The sequence below is a fragment of the Afipia sp. DC4300-2b1 genome, assembly GCF_049895725.1.
Lineage (GTDB): Bacteria > Pseudomonadota > Alphaproteobacteria > Rhizobiales > Xanthobacteraceae > Afipia > Afipia broomeae.
Genome location: NZ_JAFCSX010000004.1, coordinates 407642 through 427221 on the forward strand (window position 1 = coordinate 407642; position 19580 = coordinate 427221).

Below are 19580 nucleotides of genomic sequence, written 5' to 3' on the forward strand. Positions count from 1 at the left end.
CTCGCAATGACGAGACCAAGGCAATTCACCTCCGTCTCCCGGGTAGAGTGTCTCATGGATCAGATTCTTCAATTGCTCTTTACGGGCATCGGCATCGGCTCCGTCTATGCGCTCGTCGCGCTCGGTTTCGTGCTGATCTTCCGCGCGACCAATGTCGTGAACTTCGCACAGGGCGAGTTCTCGATGGTGGCGGCGTTTCTGATGGTTGTGTTCGCGGTCGACCTGCAATGGCCTTACTGGCTGTCGTTCCTGATATCGCTGGGCGGCATGGCGCTGTTCGGCGTGATCTTCAATCTCGGGGTGTATTATCCGCTGCGCCACCGCACCTTTCTGCCGGTCATCATCGCCACCATCGGCGCGTCGATCTTTCTCGCCAATTCGGTGCTGGCGATCTACGGACCTGCGCCGCAGGTGCTGGAAGGCTGGTTCGAGACGCCGGGCATCCAGTTGGGGCCGGTCTATCTCGACAGCCAGTATCTGCTGATTATCGCCGTCACCATCGCGCTGGTGATTCTGAATTACTGGTTCTTCGAGCACACGATGCTCGGCAAGAAGCTACAGGCGACGTCGCAGGACAAGGAGATGGCGTCGCTGCTCGGTATCTCCGTGTCGAGCATGATCATGATCACCTTCATCTATTCGGCGGTCCTGGGCGGACTGGCCGGCATCCTTGTCGCGCCCATCCTGTTCGTCTCGATCCAGATGGGGGCGACAATCGCGCTGAAGGCTTTCGCAGCCACCATTATCGGGGGCTTTGGCGATGTCACGGGCGCAATCATCGGCGGTGTCGCACTCGGCATCATTGAGACCTTCGGTGCCGCCTATGTGTCGGTTCCGTACAAGGATGCGTTCGCATTCCTCGTGCTGATCGCGTTTCTGGTCTTCCGTCCGCAAGGCATCTTCGGCGAACGCGTGGCGGAAAAAGCATGAGCATGCCGAGCCAGAACATACCTGTCACCGCAACCCTGCGCTCGACGCCGCTGGTGCTCCGACATCTGCCGTACTTCCTCCTCGCTGCGCTTGCCGTGTTCGCCGCGGCGACCATGAACTTCGATGGTTACGTCCTCAATATTCTCATGCAGGCGGCGACGTTTGCCATCGCGGTGTTCGGTCTGACGGTCGTGCTCGGGTTGTGCGGACAGATCAATCTGGCACAGGCGGCGTTCTTCGGATTGGGCGCCTATGCCGTTGGATTGGGCACGGCTGATTACCAGATCAATTTCTGGATTTGCCTTGTGGCAGGTTCGCTACTGGCGCTGGCGGCGGGAGCGCTGCTCGGCATGAGCACGCTCAAGCTGGGCGGCCATTACCTCGCCATGGTCACGATCTCGTTCCAGCAGATTGTCACGCTGGTCATGATCAATGCGATCTGGCTCACGCGCGGGCCCGACGGCATCTCGAAGATCGGGCGGCCGGCGCTTTTCCAGTCGCAGCAGTCGTTTCTGGCGTTCTGCGTCGCGGCGCTCGCGGTGATTGGTTACATCGTCTGGCATCTGCCGGACACACGGATCGGCCGCGCCATGCGCGCGGTACGTGACAATGAACTTGCTGCTGGCGTCGCGGGCATCGACATCTTCCGCACCAAGGTGGCGGCGTTTGCGCTCTCCGCACTGCTTGGCGGAATCGGCGGCGGACTGTTCGCGGGTGGCTTCTCCTATGTCAGCCCGGACCAGTTCTCGTTCGCAGAGTCGATTGTCTTCCTCACCATGGCGCTGCTGGGCGGTGTCGGATCCCCGATCGGCGCCGTGATCGGCACGGGCTTGCTGATCCTGATTCCGGAATGGCTGCGCTTTCTGAAGAACATCCCGGGGCTATATCTTGCGATCTACGGGCTGTTCGTCATCCTCATCGTGCGCTTCATGCCGGACGGCATCTGGGGCTTCGTGCAGGACGTCATCACGAGGTGGCGGGCGAAAGCCGCGCCTCATATCGCAAGTCCCGCGCTACAACTCGCGCCGGCCAAGACCGGCGGCGATATGGTGCTTGAGGTGACGGGCCTGTCCAAACACTTCGGGGGTCTCAAGGCCGTCGATAAGGTGGATATTTCCGTGCGCCGTGGCAGCGTCCATGCGCTGATCGGACCGAATGGCTCGGGCAAGACCACCACACTCAACATGCTGTCGGGCCTCTACAAGATGACTGCCGGCAGGATCGTGCTCGACGGTACCGACGTCACCGATATGCCCGCGCACCAGCGTACCGCTGCGGGACTGGGGCGCACCTTCCAGAATATCCGGCTGTTCCGTTCGATGAGCGCGCTGGAGAACGTGGTGATAGGCGCGGAGCGTCCGGGCAATACGTTGATCGGCAAGGGCGGTCAGGACGCGTTGACCCAGCGCGCGATGTCTGCGCTGATATTTGTCGGTCTCGGCGGGCGTGCCAATGAGCTGGTGTCCAGTTTCTCCTATGGTCACCAGCGCCTGATCGAAATCGCCCGCGCGCTGGCAGGAAATCCCACACTGTTGTTGCTGGACGAACCGGCGGCAGGCCTGAATTCGAGCGAGAAGGTCGAATTGCATGACCTGCTCAAGCGGATCGCGGCTCAGGGGCTCACCATTCTGATTATCGATCACGACATGACGCTGGTACGCGAGGCGGCGCAGCACATCACCGTGCTCAACTTCGGCAAGCGGATCGCCGATGGCGAGTCGCTGGCGGTATTGCAGCATCCCGATGTCATCTCTGCTTATCTCGGGACGGAGTGAATCATGGCGCTGCTCGAGATCAACGACCTTATAGTCCTCTACGGCGAAATCGAAGCGCTGCGGGGTGTTTCGCTCAAGGTGGAGCAGGGGCAGGTGGTGACGCTGCTCGGCTCCAACGGGGCGGGCAAGTCCACTACGCTGCGTGCGATATCCGGCCTCGCCAAGCCAGCGGCCGGAGAAATCCTGTTCGACGGCAAGTCGATTGTGGGCCTCGGACCGGAAGCCATCGTGCGTCTCGGTATTTCGCACGTTCCGGAGGGGCGGCGGGTGTTTCCCGGCCTCACCGTGAAAGAAAACATCATGCTTGGCGCGTCGAACCGCAAGGTCGCAAAGGCTCAGCTTTCGCGCGAAGCCGATGCGATGTTCGATCTGTTTCCGGATATTCGTGCGTTCTCCGACAAACTCGGCTGGACGCTGTCAGGCGGCCAGTTGCAAATGGTCGCGGTCGCGCGCGGGCTGATGGCCAAGCCGCGGCTCCTGCTGCTGGATGAGCCGTCGCTCGGCCTTGCGCCGGTGATCGTGCAGGCGGTGTTTCGCATCATCGCCGAAATCCGCAAGGAAACGACCGTTTTACTTGTCGAGCAGAATGCGCGAATGGGATTGTCCGTCGCCGATTACGGCTACGTGCTGGAAACGGGCCGCCTTGCTCTGGGCGGCAAACCCGACGAACTGTGGAGCAACGAAGCAATCAGAGCCGCTTACCTAGGCGGCCATACCAAGGCAACTGTCTAAATGGTCACTATAAACTCCCAGAAGCTCATCGGCTTCGTCTCCGAGATTTTTTCCCGCGCCGGCTCGTCAAAGGCGGAGGCGGATCGCATCGCCACTTATCTTACGACGGCAAACCTCACTGGCCATGACAGCCACGGCGTCATCCGCGTGCCAAAATATGTCGCCTGGGTGCAGGACGGCTCCATCATCCCTGACCAGAAGATCAAGATCGACGTCGACACGCCATCGCTGGCGGTGATCGACGGCGGCTTCGGCTATGGACAGACGGTCACGCCGCAGGCGGTGAAGATCGGCATCGAGAAGTGCAAGGCGAATGGCGTCGCGGTGATGACGCTGAAAAATTCCGGACATCTCGGCCGGGTCGGCGATTGGGCCGAAATGGCGGCGGCGGAAGGATTGATCTCGATCTTCTTCGTCAACGCCGCGGGATCGGTGCTCGTTGCGCCTTATGGCGGCGTCGGCCGCAAACTTTCGACCGCGCCCTATTGCGTCGGCATTCCGCGTCCGGGGCAGGGGCCGGTGGTGCTGGATTTTGCGACCTCCATTGTCGCCGAAGGCAAGGTAATGGTCGCGAGCCGAGGCGGCAAGAAGCTGCCGAAAGGCGCGTTGGTCGATGAAAGCGGTGCGCTTACCGAGGACCCGCATGTTCTTTACGGGCCCTATGACGCCGAAGGGCCAAGAAATCATGCCCTTGGGACAGGCGCGATCCGCGCGTTCGGCGAGCACAAGGGTTCGGGTCTCGCGTTGATGTGCGAACTGTTAGGAGGCGCGCTGACCGGGAACGGGGCGACCAAGACAGACCGGCGCTTCTCCAACGGCATGCTTGCGATCTTCATCGACCCCAAGGTCGTCGATCCTGCGCATTTCTTCGACGGCGAAGTCGCCCGCTACATTGCCTACTTCAAGGACAGCAAGCTCGCGCAGGGCCACGAAGCGGTGCTGATTCCGGGCGAGCCGGAAGCGGCGACGCGCGCCGAGCGCACAAAGAATGGCGTCCCGCTGACCGACGAGACCTGGAATTCCATCGCGGCTACGGCCCGGTCCCTCGGAATCGGCGAAGACGCCATTGCCAACGCAACCGGGTAGGTCGAGGATCGGGTTTAGCCGGAGGGCAGCTCATGCATGACCCGCGCCCAAACCAAGCGACAACAATCAAAACAGAAACGGGAAACGATCGAATGGCAAACAAGGTCAAGGAAATCTGGGCTGCGGGCAAGGTGGTCGTCAACGGCTGGCTTGCCATCCCCTCAGGTTTTTCAGCCGAGGTGATGGCGCAATGCGGTTTCGACAGCGTCACCGTCGATATGCAGCATGGCGTGCAGGATTATCAGTCAATGATCCAGTGCTTCCAGGCGATGCAGGCGCATCCGGTCACACCGATGGTGCGCGTGCCGTGGAACGAGCCCGGCATTATCGGCAAGGTGCTGGATGGCGGCGCTTACGGCGTTATCTGTCCGATGATCAACACGAAAGAGGAAGCCGAGCGCTTCGTGCAGTATGCGAAGTATCCGCCGCGCGGCACCCGTAGCAACGGTCCGATCCGCGCCATGATGTATGGCTCCGCCGGCACCTATCAGCAGACTGCGAATGAAGAGACGCTCTGCATTCCGATGATCGAGACCAAGACTGCGGTCGAAAACCTCGAAGCGATCCTTGATGTGAAGGGCATAGCGGGTGTCTATATCGGTCCGTCAGATCTCGGCTTCTCCTACGGCTTGCATCCGACACTGGATCGTACCGAGCCGGAGATCATCAAGATCTATGAGCGGATCGTGAAGGAATGCGACAAGCGCGGCATCTTCCCCGGAATCCATTGCAGCGGTGCGGCGGGCGCGGCACTCGCCATCGAGCGCGGCTTCAAGCTCGTCACGATCATGAACGATAGCGGGCTGCTGGCCATGTCCGCGAAGAGTCACATCGCCGAGACGCGGAAAAATTCGGGCGGCAAGGCGTAACGAGCGCAGGCATGGGTACGCCGTCATTGCGAGGAGCTCTTGCGACGAAGCAATCCAGTCTCTTTAAAGAGTGGATTGCTTCGCTTCGCTCGCAATGACGAGACGAGATTCGCGCGAAGTGAACCGAAAGCCAGAGCCAAACAAGGATAACAGCCATGGCCCCGACACCCGTGATCCGCCTGCATTCCGATGACAGCGTGGTGATCGCGCGGACGGCGCTGCTGCCGGGCGCCGAGATTGCGCAGGGTGTTGCTGCGATGGAACGCATTCCCGCAGGTCACAAGGTTGCGGTGAAGACGATTGCGGTCGGAGAGCCAGTAAAGCGCTACGGCCAGATCATCGGCTTCGCCACCGTTCCGATCGCGCCGGGGCAGCATGTCCACGTGCAGAACATCGGCATGGGGGAGTTTTCCAAGGACTATGCTTACGGTGTCGACGTCAAGCCGACGCCAAACTTCGATCTGCCTGCAACATTTCAGGGCATTCGCCGTCCGGACGGGCGCGTAGCGACGCGCAATTACATTGGCATTCTCACTTCGGTGAATTGCAGCGCACATGTCGCCGGCCTTGTGGCCGACGTGTTCAAGAAAAATCCGTTCACCGGTCACGATCCGCTCGCCGATTATCCCAATGTGGATGGCGTGGTCGCGCTGACCCACAAGACTGGCTGCGGCATGACGCAGCTTGAGCCGCTGACGGTTCTACGGCGAACGCTCGGCGGTTATGCACGCCATGTGAATTTCTCGCATGTGATCATTCTCGGTCTCGGCTGCGAGATGAATCAGATCGGCGGCTTTCTCGAAGAGCAGCGGCTGACGGGCCGTCTGCGGTCGCTGGACATCCAGGATGTTGGTGGATCGCGCAAGACGGTCGAGAAGGCTGTCGCATTTGTGCGCGAAGTTCTTGCGGAATCCAACAACATCAAGCGCGAACCGTGCCCGGCGAGCGAGTTGATCGTCGCACTTCAATGTGGCGGTTCGGACGGCTACTCCGGCGTGTCGGCCAATCCGGCGCTCGGCGCCGCAAGCGATCTGCTGGTGCGCCACGGTGGCTCGGTGATCCTGTCCGAAACACCCGAGACCTATGGTGCGGAACATCTTCTGACGCGCCGTGCGGTGAGCCCGGAAGTGGGTGAGAAACTCGTCGCTCTGATGCGGTGGTGGGAGGACTACACCCAGCGCAACGGCGCGGAGATGGATTCCAATCCCAGCCCCGGCAACAAGGCGGGCGGCCTCACGACGATCCTGGAGAAATCGCTTGGCGCGATGGCCAAGGCCGGCAGCACCAACCTTGTCGATGTGGTTGGCTATGCCGAGCCGGTCACCAAGAAGGGCTTCACCTTTATGGACACGCCGGGCTTCGATCCGGTGGCGGCCACCGGGCAGGTCGCGGGCGGTGCCAATCTGGTGTGTTTCACGACGGGGCGCGGCAGCGTGTTCGGCTGCAAACCATCGCCGTCGATCAAGCTCGCGACCAACACGCCGATGTTCTGCCGCATGGAAGAGGACATGGATGTGAACTGCGGAACCATTCTGGACGGCGACGAAACCGTGCAGCAATGCGGCCAGCGTATTTTCGAGCTGATCCTGCGGGTGGCCTCCGGAGAACAGACCAAGAGCGAAGCGTTCGATTTCGGCGCTGCGGAATTTGCGCCGTGGGTATTAGGCGCTACGATGTAGCCATCGACCGCGGGGATTCTGGACATGCCGGCCGTTGAACGCATTGACCCAAAGACGATCTTCTCTGCCGAGGAATGGGCGCGGCTGACCGCGCGCGATTCATGGCGCGGCATGTGGCTGGTCGTGCATTGCTGGGGCACCATCGCCGCTGCCGTCGTCCTCGTGACTATCTGGCCGAACCCGTTCACCTGGCTGCTCGCCGTGATGATCGTCGGCACGCGGCAGCTTGGGCTGGCGATCCTGATGCACGAGGCCGCACATGGCGGGCTGCACACAAACCAGAAGATCAACGAGTTCGTCGGAAACTGGATTTGTGCCGTGCCGGTCGGCGCGACGCTGGCAGGCTATCGCACTTACCATCTCAAGCATCATCGGTTCACGCAGCAGCCGGAAGATCCCGACCTCGGGCTTTCCGCGCCGTTTCCGATCTCGAAGGACAGCTTCTATCGGAAGGCGTTCCGCGATCTCACAGGGCAAACCTTCATCAAGCAGCGCAGGCCATCGTTCAAGGCGCTGTTCGCGCGGCGTGATCTGGTGCTGACGGACGCGATGCGCGATGAGGAGACTGAGAACTTCCTGACCAGCGGCCGGATCGCCATGCAGCGGTTTCTCGCCGTCAACGCGCTGCTGTTCGGCCTGTTCTGGCTTGCCGGCGCAGGCATTTGGTTCTTCGGCATCTGGATCGTTGCGATGGCGACGTGGTTTCCGCTGGTGACGCGGGTGCGCAACATCGCCGAGCATGCCTGCACTTCGACCGGTCCCGATCCGTTCAGCCATGCGCGCACAACCCATGCAAACATCATCGAGCGCGCACTGATCGCACCTTATTGGGTGAACTATCACGCCGAGCACCATCTGTTCATGTATCTGCCGTGCTACCGGCTGGAGGAAGCGCACCGCTTGCTGACCGAGAAGGGCCTGATCCAGCGGGTTGACGTCGCTCCTGGCTATCTCGACGTCCTGCGCCTTGCGACGTCGCGCGCGCGGCCTGCTTCCGCAGCATGACCGCCGCACGGATCACAATCGCTCTCGTCGCATCGCTGTTTGCCGCCACGCTCGCGGAGGCGCAGGAATGGCCGACGCGGCCGATTACGCTGGTGGTTCCGTTCGCGGCGGGTGGTACAGCCGATCTGGTCGCGCGGCCGATCGCGCAAGGGCTGACAGAAAAGCTTGGCCAGTCCGTCGTGGTGGAGAACAAGGCCGGCGCGGGAGGCACGCTCGCAGCCGGCATCGTCGCGAAATCGCCGCCCGACGGCTACACGGTGTTCTTCTCGACCATCGCGCATACGATCGCGCCGAGCCTTTACAAAGCATTACCGTATGACTTCGAGAAGGATCTTGAGCCGGTTACGATTGCTGCGAAGGTGCCGAACATCCTGATCGTCAATCCCTCGGTGCCAGCGAAAACCGTCGGTGAACTGATTGCCTGGATCAAGGCGAATCCCGGCAAGGTGAATTTCGGCTCGGCGGGACTTGGCAGCACCGAGCACATGTCCGGCGAGATGTTTCGCGCGAGCCTCGGCATCGACATCGTGCATGTTCCCTATAAGGGCGGCGCGCCGATGATGACCGATTTGATCGCCGGCCAGATCCAGATGGCGATCGAGACCAGCGGATCGGCACGGCCACATATCCAGAGCGGCACGGTCCGCGCGCTGGCGGTTAGCACGCTTGCGCGTTCTCCTTACTTCCCGGAGCTTCCGACGCTCGATGAAGCGGGGCTCAAGGGTTATGAGATCACGACCTGGTACGGCGTCTTGTTGCCGAAGGGGACGCCAATTGCCATTCGCGACAAGCTTTACGCGGCCATCGTCGATGTCCTGAAACAGCCGCTGATCGCCGACCGCCTCAAGGATCTGGCGGCGGAGCCGGGCGGGCAGCCGCCTGCGGAGTTTACTAAATTTATCGCATCCGAAACCGCGAAATGGCGCAAGGTCGCCAAGGACGCAGACCTCAAGGTCGAATGACACTGCCTTTGCCATCCATCCCGAAATGTTCTTAAGTGCCCATCGCATAAGGACGGAAAGGCAGAATGACAAAGGGTCTCAAGAAAGGGCTGACCAGCTACGGCGATCCGGGATTTTCGCTGTTCCTGCGCAAGGCCTTCATCAAGGCGATGGGCTATTCCGACGATGCGCTGGAGCGCCCGATTGTCGGTATCACCAACACCTACAGCGATTACAATCCCTGCCACGGCAACGTCCCCCAGATCATCGAGGCCGTGAAGCGCGGCGTCATGCTGGCCGGCGCGATGCCGATGGTGTTTCCGACCATTTCGATCGCCGAAAGTTTTTCCTATCCAACCTCGATGTACCTGCGCAACCTGATGGCGATGGACACGGAAGAGATGATCCGCGCGCAGCCGATGGACGCGATCGTTGTCATCGGCGGTTGCGACAAGACGCTGCCGGCGCAAATCATGGCCGCGGTGAGCGCCGACCTGCCGACGGTCGTCATCCCGGTGGGGCCGATGGTGGTGGGTCATCACAAGGGCGAGGTGCTGGGCGCATGCACCGACTGCCGCCGCATGTGGGGAAAATTCCGCGCGGGCGAAATCGATCCGGCCGAAATTGAGGCCGTCAACGGCCGCCTCGCGCCATCGGTGGGAACATGCATGGTCATGGGCACCGCCAGCACCATGGCCTGCATCACCGAGACGCTGGGCCTGTCGTTGCCGATGAGCGCGACGATTCCTGCGCCACATTCCGAGCGGATACGCTCGGCCGAATTGAGCGGCAAGCGCGCCGCTGAAATGGCAGTTACCGGCGGACCTCGTCCCAGTGAATTGCTGACGCCTGCCGCGTTTCGCAATGCGCAGGTGGTGTTGCAGGCGATCGGCGGTTCGACCAACGGGCTGATTCATCTGACGGCGATAGCCAATCGCACGCCGCATCGCATCGATCTCGCCGCGTTCGATCAGCTCGGCCGCGAGGTGCCGGTGCTGATCGATCTGAAGCCGTCTGGTGCTCATTACATGGAGCATTTCCATCATGCGGGCGGTGTGCCGAAGCTGATGAAGCAACTTGGCGACCTGATCGATCTAGATGCGAAGACCATCGCCGGCGGTACGCTGCGCGATGTCGTCGCCAATGCGGAGGAAGTGCCCGGGCAGGACGCTATCCGTCCGCGCGACAATCCGATCAACCGCGAAGGCGCGATGGCGGTCCTGCACGGCAATCTCGCGCCACGCGGTGCGGTCATCAAGCAGTCGGCGGCGACGCCTTCGCTGCTTCAGCACACCGGACGTGCGGTGGTGTTCGAGTCGGTCGAGGACATGACGCTCCGCGTTGACGATCCAGAGCTGGACGTCAAAGCCGATGACGTGCTGGTGTTGCGCAATGCCGGGCCGAAGGGCGCGCCGGGCATGCCGGAGGCCGGCTATCTGCCGATTCCGCAAAAAATCTTGCGCACGGGGGTCAAGGACATGGTGCGCATTTCGGATGCCCGCATGAGCGGCACGGCATTCGGAACCATTGTGTTGCACATCACGCCGGAATCTGCCGCCGGCGGCCCGCTGGCGCTGGTGCAGACCGGTGACATGATCCGGCTCGATGTCGCGAAGCGGCGCATCGATCTTCTGGTGGACGAGGTCGAATTGACCATGCGCCAGAAAGCCTTGCCGAAGCCGTCAACGCCGGACTGGGCGTCTCGTGGCTATGCGCATTTGTTCCATGAGACGATCACGCAGGCCGACGAGGGCTGCGATTTTGATTTCATGCGGCGGGAGGGTCCCGGCGAGGTCTGAACAGCGCACCGTTTCGTTTGAACCGTTTTCACAAGGGGAGAGAGCGATGAGCACCATGACAATGACGGCGGAACAGTACGCCGACCGCCGCCGCCGGATATGGGCCATCGTCGGAAGCTCATCTGGCAATCTTGTGGAGTGGTACGATTTTTACGCCTACGCGTTCACGGCGCTTTATTTCGCTCACGCGTTTTTTCCCGCGGGCAACCAGACCACGCAATTGCTGCAAACGGCGGCGGTGTTTGCCATCGGCTTCCTGATGCGGCCGATCGGCGGATATATTTTCGGCAGGATCGCCGACAAATACGGCCGCAAGACCTCGATGGTCACCTCCATTTTGATGATGTGCGGCGGCTCGCTGGCCATCGGCCTGCTGCCGACCCACGACACCATTGGTGTTGCAGCGCCGATCTTGCTGCTGCTTGCGCGCATGGTGCAGGGGCTTTCGGTCGGCGGTGAATATGGCACCACCGCGACCTACATGAGCGAGGTTTCGCTGCCCGGCAAGCGCGGTTTCTACGCATCGTTCCAGTACGTCACGCTGATCGGCGGGCAGTTGCTCGCCTCGCTGGTCGTGCTGATCGTCCAGCTTTCACTGACGGACGCGGAACTGCGGGCCTGGGGCTGGCGTATTCCATTCCTGATCGGTGCGCTCTGTGCGATCGTTGCACTTTATCTGCGAATGTCGCTGCACGAAACATCGTCCGAAAAGAGCCGCTCGCAGGAGGGCGCAGGAACCCTGCGCAATATCTTTACGCATCACATGAAGCCGTTTCTGCTGGTGCTCGGCTACACGGCGGGCGGGTCGCTGATCTTCTATACGTTCACGACCTACATGCAGAAGTATCTGGTGAACACCGCGCACATGGACCATCGCACCGTGAACATTGTGATGAGCGCGGTGCTGTTCACTTACATGATCATGCAACCGCCATTCGGCGCGTTGTCGGACCGGATCGGGCGGCGCACGCAGATGCGGCTGTTCGGTGTGCTGACGGTCCTGACTGTCGTTCCGCTGATGCATGCGATCGGCAGCGTAAAGAGTCCCTACATGGCCTATCTGCTGATCGTCATCGCGCTGGCGATCGTGTCGCTCTACACATCAATCAGCGGCGTGGTGAAGGCCGAGATGTTTCCGCCGGAGGTGAGGGCGCTCAGCGTCGGTTTTGCCTATGCCATTGCCAATGCGGGATTTGGCGGCACCGCGGAATATGTCGCGTTGTGGTTCAAGGATCACGGAATCGAATCGGACTTCTTCTGGTACGTCACAGTGATGTGCGCCCTTGCGTTGCTCGCGGCGATCCTGATGCCTGACCCCAAGGTCAAGGGCTATCTACATGGGCATGAGTCCGATCCGGATTAGGTCAGGACACAGCGTGCCGTCATCCTTCGAGGCTCGCAAGCGCTCGCACCTCAGGATGACGGACATCCTCAATAGGTCGCGCGGCCACCGGAAATATCGAACACGGCACCGGTGGTGTAGAGACATTCCTCGGATGCCATCCACGCCACAAGCGATGCCAGCTCTTCCACCTTCAGGAAGCGTCCGCGCGGAATTTTCGACAGCATGAAGTCGATATGCTGCTGCGTCATCTGATCGAAAATCGCTGTCTTCGCGGCAGCGGGAGTCACGGCATTCACTGCGATGTCGGTGCCAGCCAGTTCCTTTCCGAGCGATTTTGTCAGTGCGATCACGCCGGCCTTGGAGGCCGAGTAGTGCGACGCGTTCGGGTTGCCTTCCTTGCCTGCGATGGAGGCAATGTTCACGATCCGCCCGTAGTTCTGCTTCATCATCACGGGCACGATGGCCTTGCAGCAGATGAAGGGGCCGTCGAGGTTGATCTTCATCACCTGACGCCACTCGTCGTAGGAGAGATCGGCGACGGTCTTGTTCACGCCCGCGATACCCGCATTGTTGACCAGAATGTCGATGCGGCCGAACGCCTTCAGCGTTGCGTCGCGCGCGGCCTCCACGGCCGCCGGATCGGTAACGTCGATCTTCAGAACGGTGACTGCGGAGCCGATCTCTTTCGCGGTTTTGTCCGCCAGCGCCTGGTCGAAATCCCAGATCGCAACCTTGGCACCCGAGGCCACAAAGCGTTCGGTGATGGCGCGGCCGAAACCTTGCGCGCCGCCGGTGACGACGGCGAACCGTCCGTTGAGATCGATCTTGTTCACGGTGGCTCTCCCGAGGTTTCTTATGAGGATAATGCTGCGACAACTGCGGACTGCTCCCTCTCCCCGGTGGGGAGAGGGGTGGGGTGAGGGGCACTAAATCTATTGGGAGATTCTACGCCCTCACCCGGATTGCTTCGCAATCCGACCTCTCCCCATGGGAGAGGTGAATAACTCACTCTATTTCGCTTTTGGTGGAGCGTCCAAATCACAGCGTCCAGCCGCCGTCAATGATGTGCGCGACGCCCGTGGTAAAGGCGCTTTCATCGCTGGCAAGGTAGACCGCGAGCGACGCGATTTCGTCCGCGGTGCCGAGGCGGCCCATTGGCTGGCGGCTGACGAACATTTCGCGCCCGCCGGCTCCAAGCGCGGCGGCACGTCCGAGCATCGATGGCGTTTCGATGGTGCCCGGGCAAATGCTGTTGCATCGGATGCCCTTGGTGATGAAATCGACTGCGACGGCGCGGGTGAGAGCCGCCACAGCAGCTTTCGTCGCGCTGTAAACGTAGCGGTTGGGCGCGGCCTTGAATACGCCAGCGGCGGAGGCGACATTCACGATCGAGCCGCCGCCGCCTTCAAGCATCAGCGGAAGGAAGGCGCGAATCGTCCGGTGCATTGATTTGACATTGAGGTCGAACGAAAAATCCCAGTCGCTGTCGGCGCAATCCAGCACGGTGCCGTTGTGGACGAATCCGGCGGCATTGAGCAGAACATCGATCCTGCCGACCTTATTCGCCATCGCTTCGACCGCCGCGGTATCGCGCACATCGAGTTTGTGCGTTTCGGCCACGCCATCCCTGGCGAGCGCGGCCAGCCCCTTGTCATCGATGTCGGTCGCAATCACCGTCGCGCCTTCCTTTGTGAAGGCGAGGGCGCAGGCGCGGCCGATGCCGGCTGCGCCCGCGGTGATGAACGCGCGCTTGCCCTTCAGTCGATCAGACATATCAAAGCCCCGACGTTAGTGATTGTCGCGCGCCACGCCGACGGTGCCGGCGATGTTGCGATAGCGGGTTGCCAGTTCAAGACAGGCGCCAGTGGCCTGCTGACCGACCGTGTCGCGATAAAGCTCCTGCCACGGCGTCTGGTTCTTCGGGTAGGGGAAACCGCCCTTGGCCAACAGGTCCGCGTGGCGCTGCTTCACCTCGGCGTCCGAGATCAGGATATTCGCTTCGCCCTTGTTGAGGTCGATGCGCACCCGGTCGCCGGTTCGGAGAATCGCAAGTCCGCCATTGGCAGCTGCTTCCGGGGAGGCGTTGAGGATCGAGGGCGAGCCCGACGTGCCGGACTGTCGCCCGTCGCCGATGCAGGGCAGCGACGTAATGCCCTTCTTGATCAGTGCCGCGGGCGGCTGCATGTTCACGACCTCCGCTCCGCCGGGATAACCGATCGGCCCGACGCCGCGCACGAACAGCATGCAGTGTTCGTCGATGTTCAGGGATTCATCGTCGATACGGTGATGATAGTCTTCCGGTCCCTCGAAGACGATGGCGCGGCCTTCGAAGGCTTCGGGGTCTTTCGGGTTGGACAGATAGCGGTCGCGGAATTCCTTCGAAATCACGCTGGTCTTCATGATCGCCGAATCGAACAGGTTGCCGCGCAGGACGATAAAGCCGGCATCTTTCACCAATGGCTTGTCGTAGGTGCGGATCACGTCACTGTCCGGTGCGGGCGCCGCCTTGCAGTTCTCGCCGATGGTCTTGCCGTTGACAGTGAGCGCATCCTCGTGGATGCGCTTGTGCTTGATCAGTTCGCGCACCACGGAGGGGACGCCGCCGGCGCGGTGATACTCCTCGCCGAGGTAGAAGCCGGCGGGCTGCATGTTGACCAGCAGCGGCACATCGTGGCCGATGGTCTGCCAGTCCTCGATGGTGAGATCAACGCCGATGTGACGGGCCAGCGCATTGATATGAATCGGGGCGTTAGTTGAGCCGCCGATTGCCGAGTTGACCACGATGCAGTTCTCGAATGCTTTCCGGGTCAGGAAGTCGGAGGGCTTGAGGTCCTCCCACACCATCTCGACGGCGCGCTTGCCGGTCTCGTACGCAATCTGGCCGCGTTCGCGGTAGGGCGCCGGAATCGCAGCGCAGCCCGGGAGCGAAAATCCGAGCGCTTCAGCCAGCGAATTCATGGTCGAGGCGGTACCCATGGTGTTGCAATGGCCGACCGATGGCGCGGACGACGCCACGATCTCCATGAACTCGTCATAGTCGATCTTGCCGGCGGCCATTTCCTCGCGCGATTTCCAGACCACGGTCCCGGAACCGGTTCGCTCGCCATTGAACCAGCCGTTCAGCATCGGCCCGCCCGACAGCACGATAGCAGGAATGTTGACGGTCGCCGCCGCCATCATGCAGGCGGGTGTAGTCTTGTCGCAGCCCGTGGTCAGCACCACGCCGTCCAGCGGATAGCCGAACAGGATTTCGACAAGGCCGAGATAGGCAAGGTTGCGGTCCAGCGCCGCCGTCGGCCGCTTGCCTGTTTCCTGAATGGGGTGGGTTGGAAACTCCATCGCAATGCCGCCGGCCTCGCGGATGCCCTCGCGCACGCGCTGTGCGAGCTCGATATGATGGCGGTTGCAGGGCGACAGATCGTTGCCGGTCTGGGCTATGCCGATAATGGGCTTGCCGGATTGCAGTTCGTGCCGCGTCAGCCCGTAATTCAGATACCGCTCAAGATAAAGGGCCGTCATTCCCGGATTATCAGGATTATCGAACCAGAGCTGGGACCGGAGTTTGCGCTTTCCGCCGTGTTTTGTTGCGGCGTTATCGTCGTTTTTTTTCACAAGATTTCTCCCGCACTGCACACATGCTTGCGTCGGCGTTGGTAATGTTTGCATGTCGAAGCGGCATCTGCAACGCTCGCGGCTCAAACATCCGATCTTTGGGACAAAGCCGAAAATCTCTGCTAAGACCTCCGTCTAATAGCAAGAACGGATAAACCGCAGAAAATACGTTCGGGAAACTTCCGAGCATCGAAGTTCAGAAAAAACAGAGCAGCGACGGCTACCGCCGGACGACGCCGGGACCACAGGGAGGAGAGTTTATGGCGTCTGTGCATATTCACGACGTGCGAAAATCGTTTGGCGGATTTGAAGTCCTGCACGGCGTGACGGTTCCGATCGAGGACGGACAATTTGTCGTTCTGGTTGGTCCCTCCGGCTGCGGCAAGTCGACCTTGCTGCGGATGCTGGCGGGTCTGGAAAACATCACCTCGGGAACAATCTCGATCGGCGACCGCGTGGTCAACGACGTGCAACCCAAGGAGCGGGACATCGCCATGGTGTTCCAGAACTATGCGCTCTATCCGCACATGACAGTCGCCAAGAACATGGGCTTCTCGCTCAAGCTACGCGACGCGCCGCAGGGTGAGATCGACAAGCTGGTGCACCGCGCCGCCGATATTCTCGCACTTACGCCGCTGCTCGACCGCTATCCGAGGCAGTTGTCCGGCGGTCAGCGCCAGCGCGTCGCCATGGGCCGGGCCATTGTGCGCGATCCCCAGGTATTTTTGTTCGACGAGCCGCTGTCCAATCTGGATGCCAAGTTGCGCGTGGCCATGCGCACCGAGATCAAGGAACTGCATCAGCGGCTCAAGACGACCACGGTCTACGTCACGCACGACCAGATCGAGGCTATGACAATGGCCGACAAGATCGTCGTCATGCACGACGGCATTGTCGAGCAGATGGGTTCGCCGCTCGAGCTTTATGATCATCCGGACAACAAGTTCGTCGCAGGGTTCATCGGCTCACCGGCAATGAATTTCCTCGACGGCAAGCTGGTCGGCAGTAATACGCCGCATGTCGAGACCGCGAACGGCGCAAAGCTTCCGCTGGTGGCTTCGCGCGCTGGTCTCGACGGCAAGCCGGTGACTTACGGCATTCGTCCCGAGCATCTCGAATTCGCCGATGACGGAATCGAAGCCGACGTCATCGTGGTCGAGCCGACCGGATCGGAAACCCAGATCGTGGCACGCATCGGCCAGCAGGATCTGATCGCCGTCATCCGCGATCGCCGCCCGGTGAAGCCGGGCGACAAGGTGAGGCTGCGGCCGAATCCTGCTGCGGCCCATGTCTTCGACAAGGAAACCGGAAAGCGTCTGATCAACTAACAATCGCGCTTTACTAAAATCATAGCCAACAGCCGGCCACGACACCGAAGAGCCGGTACAACAGGGAGATGAAGGAATGGATAAATTTATGCCAAATCGCCGTGCGCTTCTGAAAGGTGGCGCATCGGTGCTCGCCGGCGCGGCGACGGTTTCAGCCGATCAGCTTCTTGGCTTCGCAAAGGCCTGGGCGCAGACCACGCAGTGGAAGCCCGAGGCCGGCGCCAAGATCAACCTGCTGCGCTGGAAGCGTTTCGTGGAAGCCGAAGACAAGGCCTTCATGGACATCATTGCGGCCTTCACCAAGGCCACCGGTGTCGAGGTCAACGTCTCCAACGAATCGTATGACGACATTCAGCCGAAGGCGTCGGTCGCGGCCAACACCGGGCAGGGCCTTGATATGGTCTGGGGCCTGTATTCGCTGCCGCATCTGTTGCCGACGAAGTGCGTCGACGTGAGCGACGTTGCCGACTATCTCGGCAAGAAGTACGGCGGCTGGGCCGACTCGGCCAATGCCTACGGGAAGGACAAGAACGGCAAGTGGATCGGCATTCCGGTCGCCTGCACCGGTGCGCTGATGAACTATCGCATTAGCTCGATGGAGAAGGCCGGCTTCAAGGAATTCCCGAAGGACACGGCGGGCTTTCTCGAACTGTGCAAGGCTCTCAACAAGAACGGCACACCGGCAGGCATGGCGCTCGGCCACGCCTCGGGCGATGCCAACACCTGGCTGCACTGGGCGCTGTGGACCCATGGCGGTTATCTCGTCGACAAGAACGACAAGGTCATCATCAACTCGCCTGAGACGATGAAGGCGCTGGAATACGTCAAGGCGCTCTACGGCGAATTCATTCCCGGCACCGCGTCGTGGAACGACTCGTCGAACAACAAGGCGTTCCTTGCCGGCCAGTTGCACGCGACCTGCAACGGCATCTCGGTTTATGTCACCGCCAAGCGCGAGGCGAAGAACATCGCCGAAGACATGAATCATGCTTACATGCCGATCGGCCCGGCCGGAAAGCCGACCGAACTGCATCTGCCTTTCACGATGCTGACCTTCAGCTTCACGAAGTTCCCGCAGGCGTGCAAGGCGCTGACCGCGTTCATGATGGAGGCCGACCAGTTCAATCCGTGGCTGACGTCTGCGTCCGGCTATCTGTCGCCATTCCTCAACGGCTACGACAACAATCCGGTCTGGACGTCGGATCCGAAGAACACGGTGTATCGCGACGTCGCCAAGCGCACCCTGACGCCGGGTGGTCTCGGTACGCTCGGAGAGAACGCCGCAGCGGCGATCGCGGACTTCCTCGTCGTCGACATGTTCGCGAACTACTGCACCGGTCGTGAAGATGCGAAGGGCTCGATTGCCTTCGCCGAACGTCAGGCCAAGCGGCTTTATCGCTGATAATTGACATCGCCGGCGCGGAACTTCCGCGCCGGCGCTTTATCGATCAACCATCTGCGCGTATTCTCTCCGCAAATCTGGTTTCCACTTTTGCGAAATGCGCGACAAGGGTTCGGAACCATGACCACGATTCCAGCAACCGTCTCTGCCAAGCCGTATGTCAGCTCGCAATCCGCCTGGCAGCGTCTTGTGACGAACCGCAACTGGATCGCACTCTGGTTCATGTTGCCTGCGGCCGGCTTCCTGATCCTGTTTCTGGCTTATCCCCTCGGCCTTGGCGTCTGGATGAGTTTTACCGATGTTCGCATCGGCCGCGCCGGACAGTTCATCGGTATCGAGAACTATGAATGGTTGTGGGAAGACGGCGTCTTCTGGCTGTCGGTGTTCAACACCCTCGTTTACACGATCGTCGCCAGCGCCATCAAATTCGCACTCGGACTTTATCTTGCGCTGCTGCTCAACCGCAGTATGCCGTTCAAGGCGCTGATCCGCGCTGCCGTTCTGATTCCGTTCATCGTGCCCACAGTTTTGTCCGCGATCGCATTCTGGTGGATCTACGACTCGCAATTCTCGATCATTTCCTGGTCGCTCACCAAGATGGGCTTGATCCATCAGAACATCAATTTTCTGGGCGACTCCACCTGGGCGCGGGTGAGCGTCATCATCGCCAATATCTGGCGCGGCGTGCCGTTCGTCGCCATTACGCTTCTCGCAGGTTTGCAGACGGTGTCGCCATCGCTCTATGAGGCCGCGACTCTCGACGGCGCGACCAACTGGCAGCGTTTCCGCTACATCACCTATCCGCTGCTGACGCCGATCATCGCAGTTGTCATGACATTCTCGGTGCTGTTCACCTTCACCGATTTTCAGTTGATCTGGGCGCTGACGCGCGGCGGCCCGGTCAACGCGACGCATCTGATGGCGACGTTGAGTTATCAGCGCGGCATTCTCAGCGGCCGGCTCGGCGAGGGTGCTGCGATCGCAACCGCAATGATTCCGTTCCTGCTCGCGGCCATTACCATCTCGTGGTTCGGCATGCAGCGGCGCAAATGGCAGCAGGGGTCCGACAATGACTGA

General features: G+C 60.9%; 16 protein-coding genes. 13 read left to right on the plus strand and 3 right to left on the minus strand.

What is annotated here, in order from left to right; genetic code table 11:
* Window positions 1-54: 54 nt before the first annotated feature.
* From ACP7AL_RS18415 to ACP7AL_RS18460, 10 genes are all read left to right on the plus strand, one after another.
* Window positions 55-930, plus strand: a complete 876-nt coding sequence (locus tag ACP7AL_RS18415; RefSeq protein WP_425993395.1) for a branched-chain amino acid ABC transporter permease — start codon at window positions 55-57, stop codon at window positions 928-930.
* Window positions 927-2705, plus strand: coding sequence for an ABC transporter permease subunit (locus tag ACP7AL_RS18420; RefSeq protein WP_425993396.1), 1779 nt, complete (start codon window positions 927-929; stop codon window positions 2703-2705). The genes ACP7AL_RS18415 and ACP7AL_RS18420 overlap by 4 nt, the downstream gene beginning before the upstream one ends.
* A gap of 3 nt (window positions 2706-2708) precedes the next feature.
* Window positions 2709-3437, plus strand: coding sequence for an ABC transporter ATP-binding protein (locus ACP7AL_RS18425; protein WP_425993397.1), 729 nt, complete (start codon window positions 2709-2711; stop codon window positions 3435-3437).
* Window positions 3438-4523, plus strand: coding sequence for a malate/lactate/ureidoglycolate dehydrogenase (locus tag ACP7AL_RS18430; RefSeq protein WP_425993398.1), 1086 nt, complete (start codon window positions 3438-3440; stop codon window positions 4521-4523). It begins immediately after the preceding gene.
* Between the two features lie 92 nt (window positions 4524-4615).
* Window positions 4616-5392 carry an HpcH/HpaI aldolase family protein gene (locus ACP7AL_RS18435; RefSeq protein ID WP_425993399.1) on the plus strand — a complete coding sequence of 259 codons (777 nt, stop codon included), beginning with the start codon at window positions 4616-4618 and terminating at the stop codon, window positions 5390-5392.
* A gap of 155 nt (window positions 5393-5547) precedes the next feature.
* Window positions 5548-7071, plus strand: a complete 1524-nt coding sequence (locus ACP7AL_RS18440) for a UxaA family hydrolase (RefSeq protein WP_425993400.1) — start codon at window positions 5548-5550, stop codon at window positions 7069-7071.
* Window positions 7072-7095: 24 nt separating this feature from the next.
* Entirely contained in the window at window positions 7096-8076 is a 981-nt protein-coding gene (locus ACP7AL_RS18445) for a fatty acid desaturase family protein (protein ID WP_425993401.1), read from the plus strand.
* On the plus strand, window positions 8073-9038 hold the full coding sequence (locus tag ACP7AL_RS18450) for a Bug family tripartite tricarboxylate transporter substrate binding protein (protein WP_425993402.1): 966 nt from the start codon (window positions 8073-8075) through the stop codon (window positions 9036-9038). The genes ACP7AL_RS18445 and ACP7AL_RS18450 overlap by 4 nt, the downstream gene beginning before the upstream one ends.
* A gap of 65 nt (window positions 9039-9103) precedes the next feature.
* The gene (locus ACP7AL_RS18455) at window positions 9104-10816 is read left to right on the plus strand and encodes an IlvD/Edd family dehydratase (RefSeq protein WP_425993403.1); all 1713 of its coding nucleotides are present in this window, start codon (window positions 9104-9106) and stop codon (window positions 10814-10816) included.
* A 46-nt stretch (window positions 10817-10862) separates the two neighbouring features.
* Window positions 10863-12179, plus strand: coding sequence for an MFS family transporter (locus tag ACP7AL_RS18460; RefSeq protein ID WP_024920602.1), 1317 nt, complete (start codon window positions 10863-10865; stop codon window positions 12177-12179).
* Window positions 12180-12247: 68 nt separating this feature from the next.
* Here ACP7AL_RS18460 and ACP7AL_RS18465 read toward each other — a convergent pair whose 3' ends face one another.
* From ACP7AL_RS18465 to ACP7AL_RS18475, 3 genes are all read right to left on the minus strand, one after another.
* Entirely contained in the window at window positions 12248-12994 is a 747-nt protein-coding gene (locus ACP7AL_RS18465; protein ID WP_425993404.1) for an SDR family NAD(P)-dependent oxidoreductase, read from the minus strand.
* Between the two features lie 205 nt (window positions 12995-13199).
* Window positions 13200-13934: an SDR family oxidoreductase gene (locus tag ACP7AL_RS18470; protein ID WP_425993405.1), complete on the minus strand. Its 735-nt coding sequence runs from the start codon at window positions 13932-13934 to the stop codon at window positions 13200-13202.
* A 15-nt stretch (window positions 13935-13949) separates the two neighbouring features.
* Entirely contained in the window at window positions 13950-15827 is a 1878-nt protein-coding gene (locus ACP7AL_RS18475; protein ID WP_425993406.1) for an IlvD/Edd family dehydratase, read from the minus strand.
* A gap of 206 nt (window positions 15828-16033) precedes the next feature.
* Here ACP7AL_RS18475 and ACP7AL_RS18480 point away from each other — a divergent pair, with 206 nt between their 5' ends.
* The 3 genes from ACP7AL_RS18480 (at window position 16034) to ACP7AL_RS18490 (ending at window position 19580) form a co-directional block, all read left to right on the plus strand.
* Window positions 16034-17101: an ABC transporter ATP-binding protein gene (locus ACP7AL_RS18480; RefSeq protein ID WP_425993407.1), complete on the plus strand. Its 1068-nt coding sequence runs from the start codon at window positions 16034-16036 to the stop codon at window positions 17099-17101.
* A 76-nt stretch (window positions 17102-17177) separates the two neighbouring features.
* Window positions 17178-18503, plus strand: a complete 1326-nt coding sequence (locus tag ACP7AL_RS18485; protein WP_425993408.1) for an ABC transporter substrate-binding protein — start codon at window positions 17178-17180, stop codon at window positions 18501-18503.
* Between the two features lie 120 nt (window positions 18504-18623).
* Window positions 18624-19580 carry a carbohydrate ABC transporter permease gene (locus tag ACP7AL_RS18490; RefSeq protein WP_006019745.1) on the plus strand — a complete coding sequence of 319 codons (957 nt, stop codon included), beginning with the start codon at window positions 18624-18626 and terminating at the stop codon, window positions 19578-19580.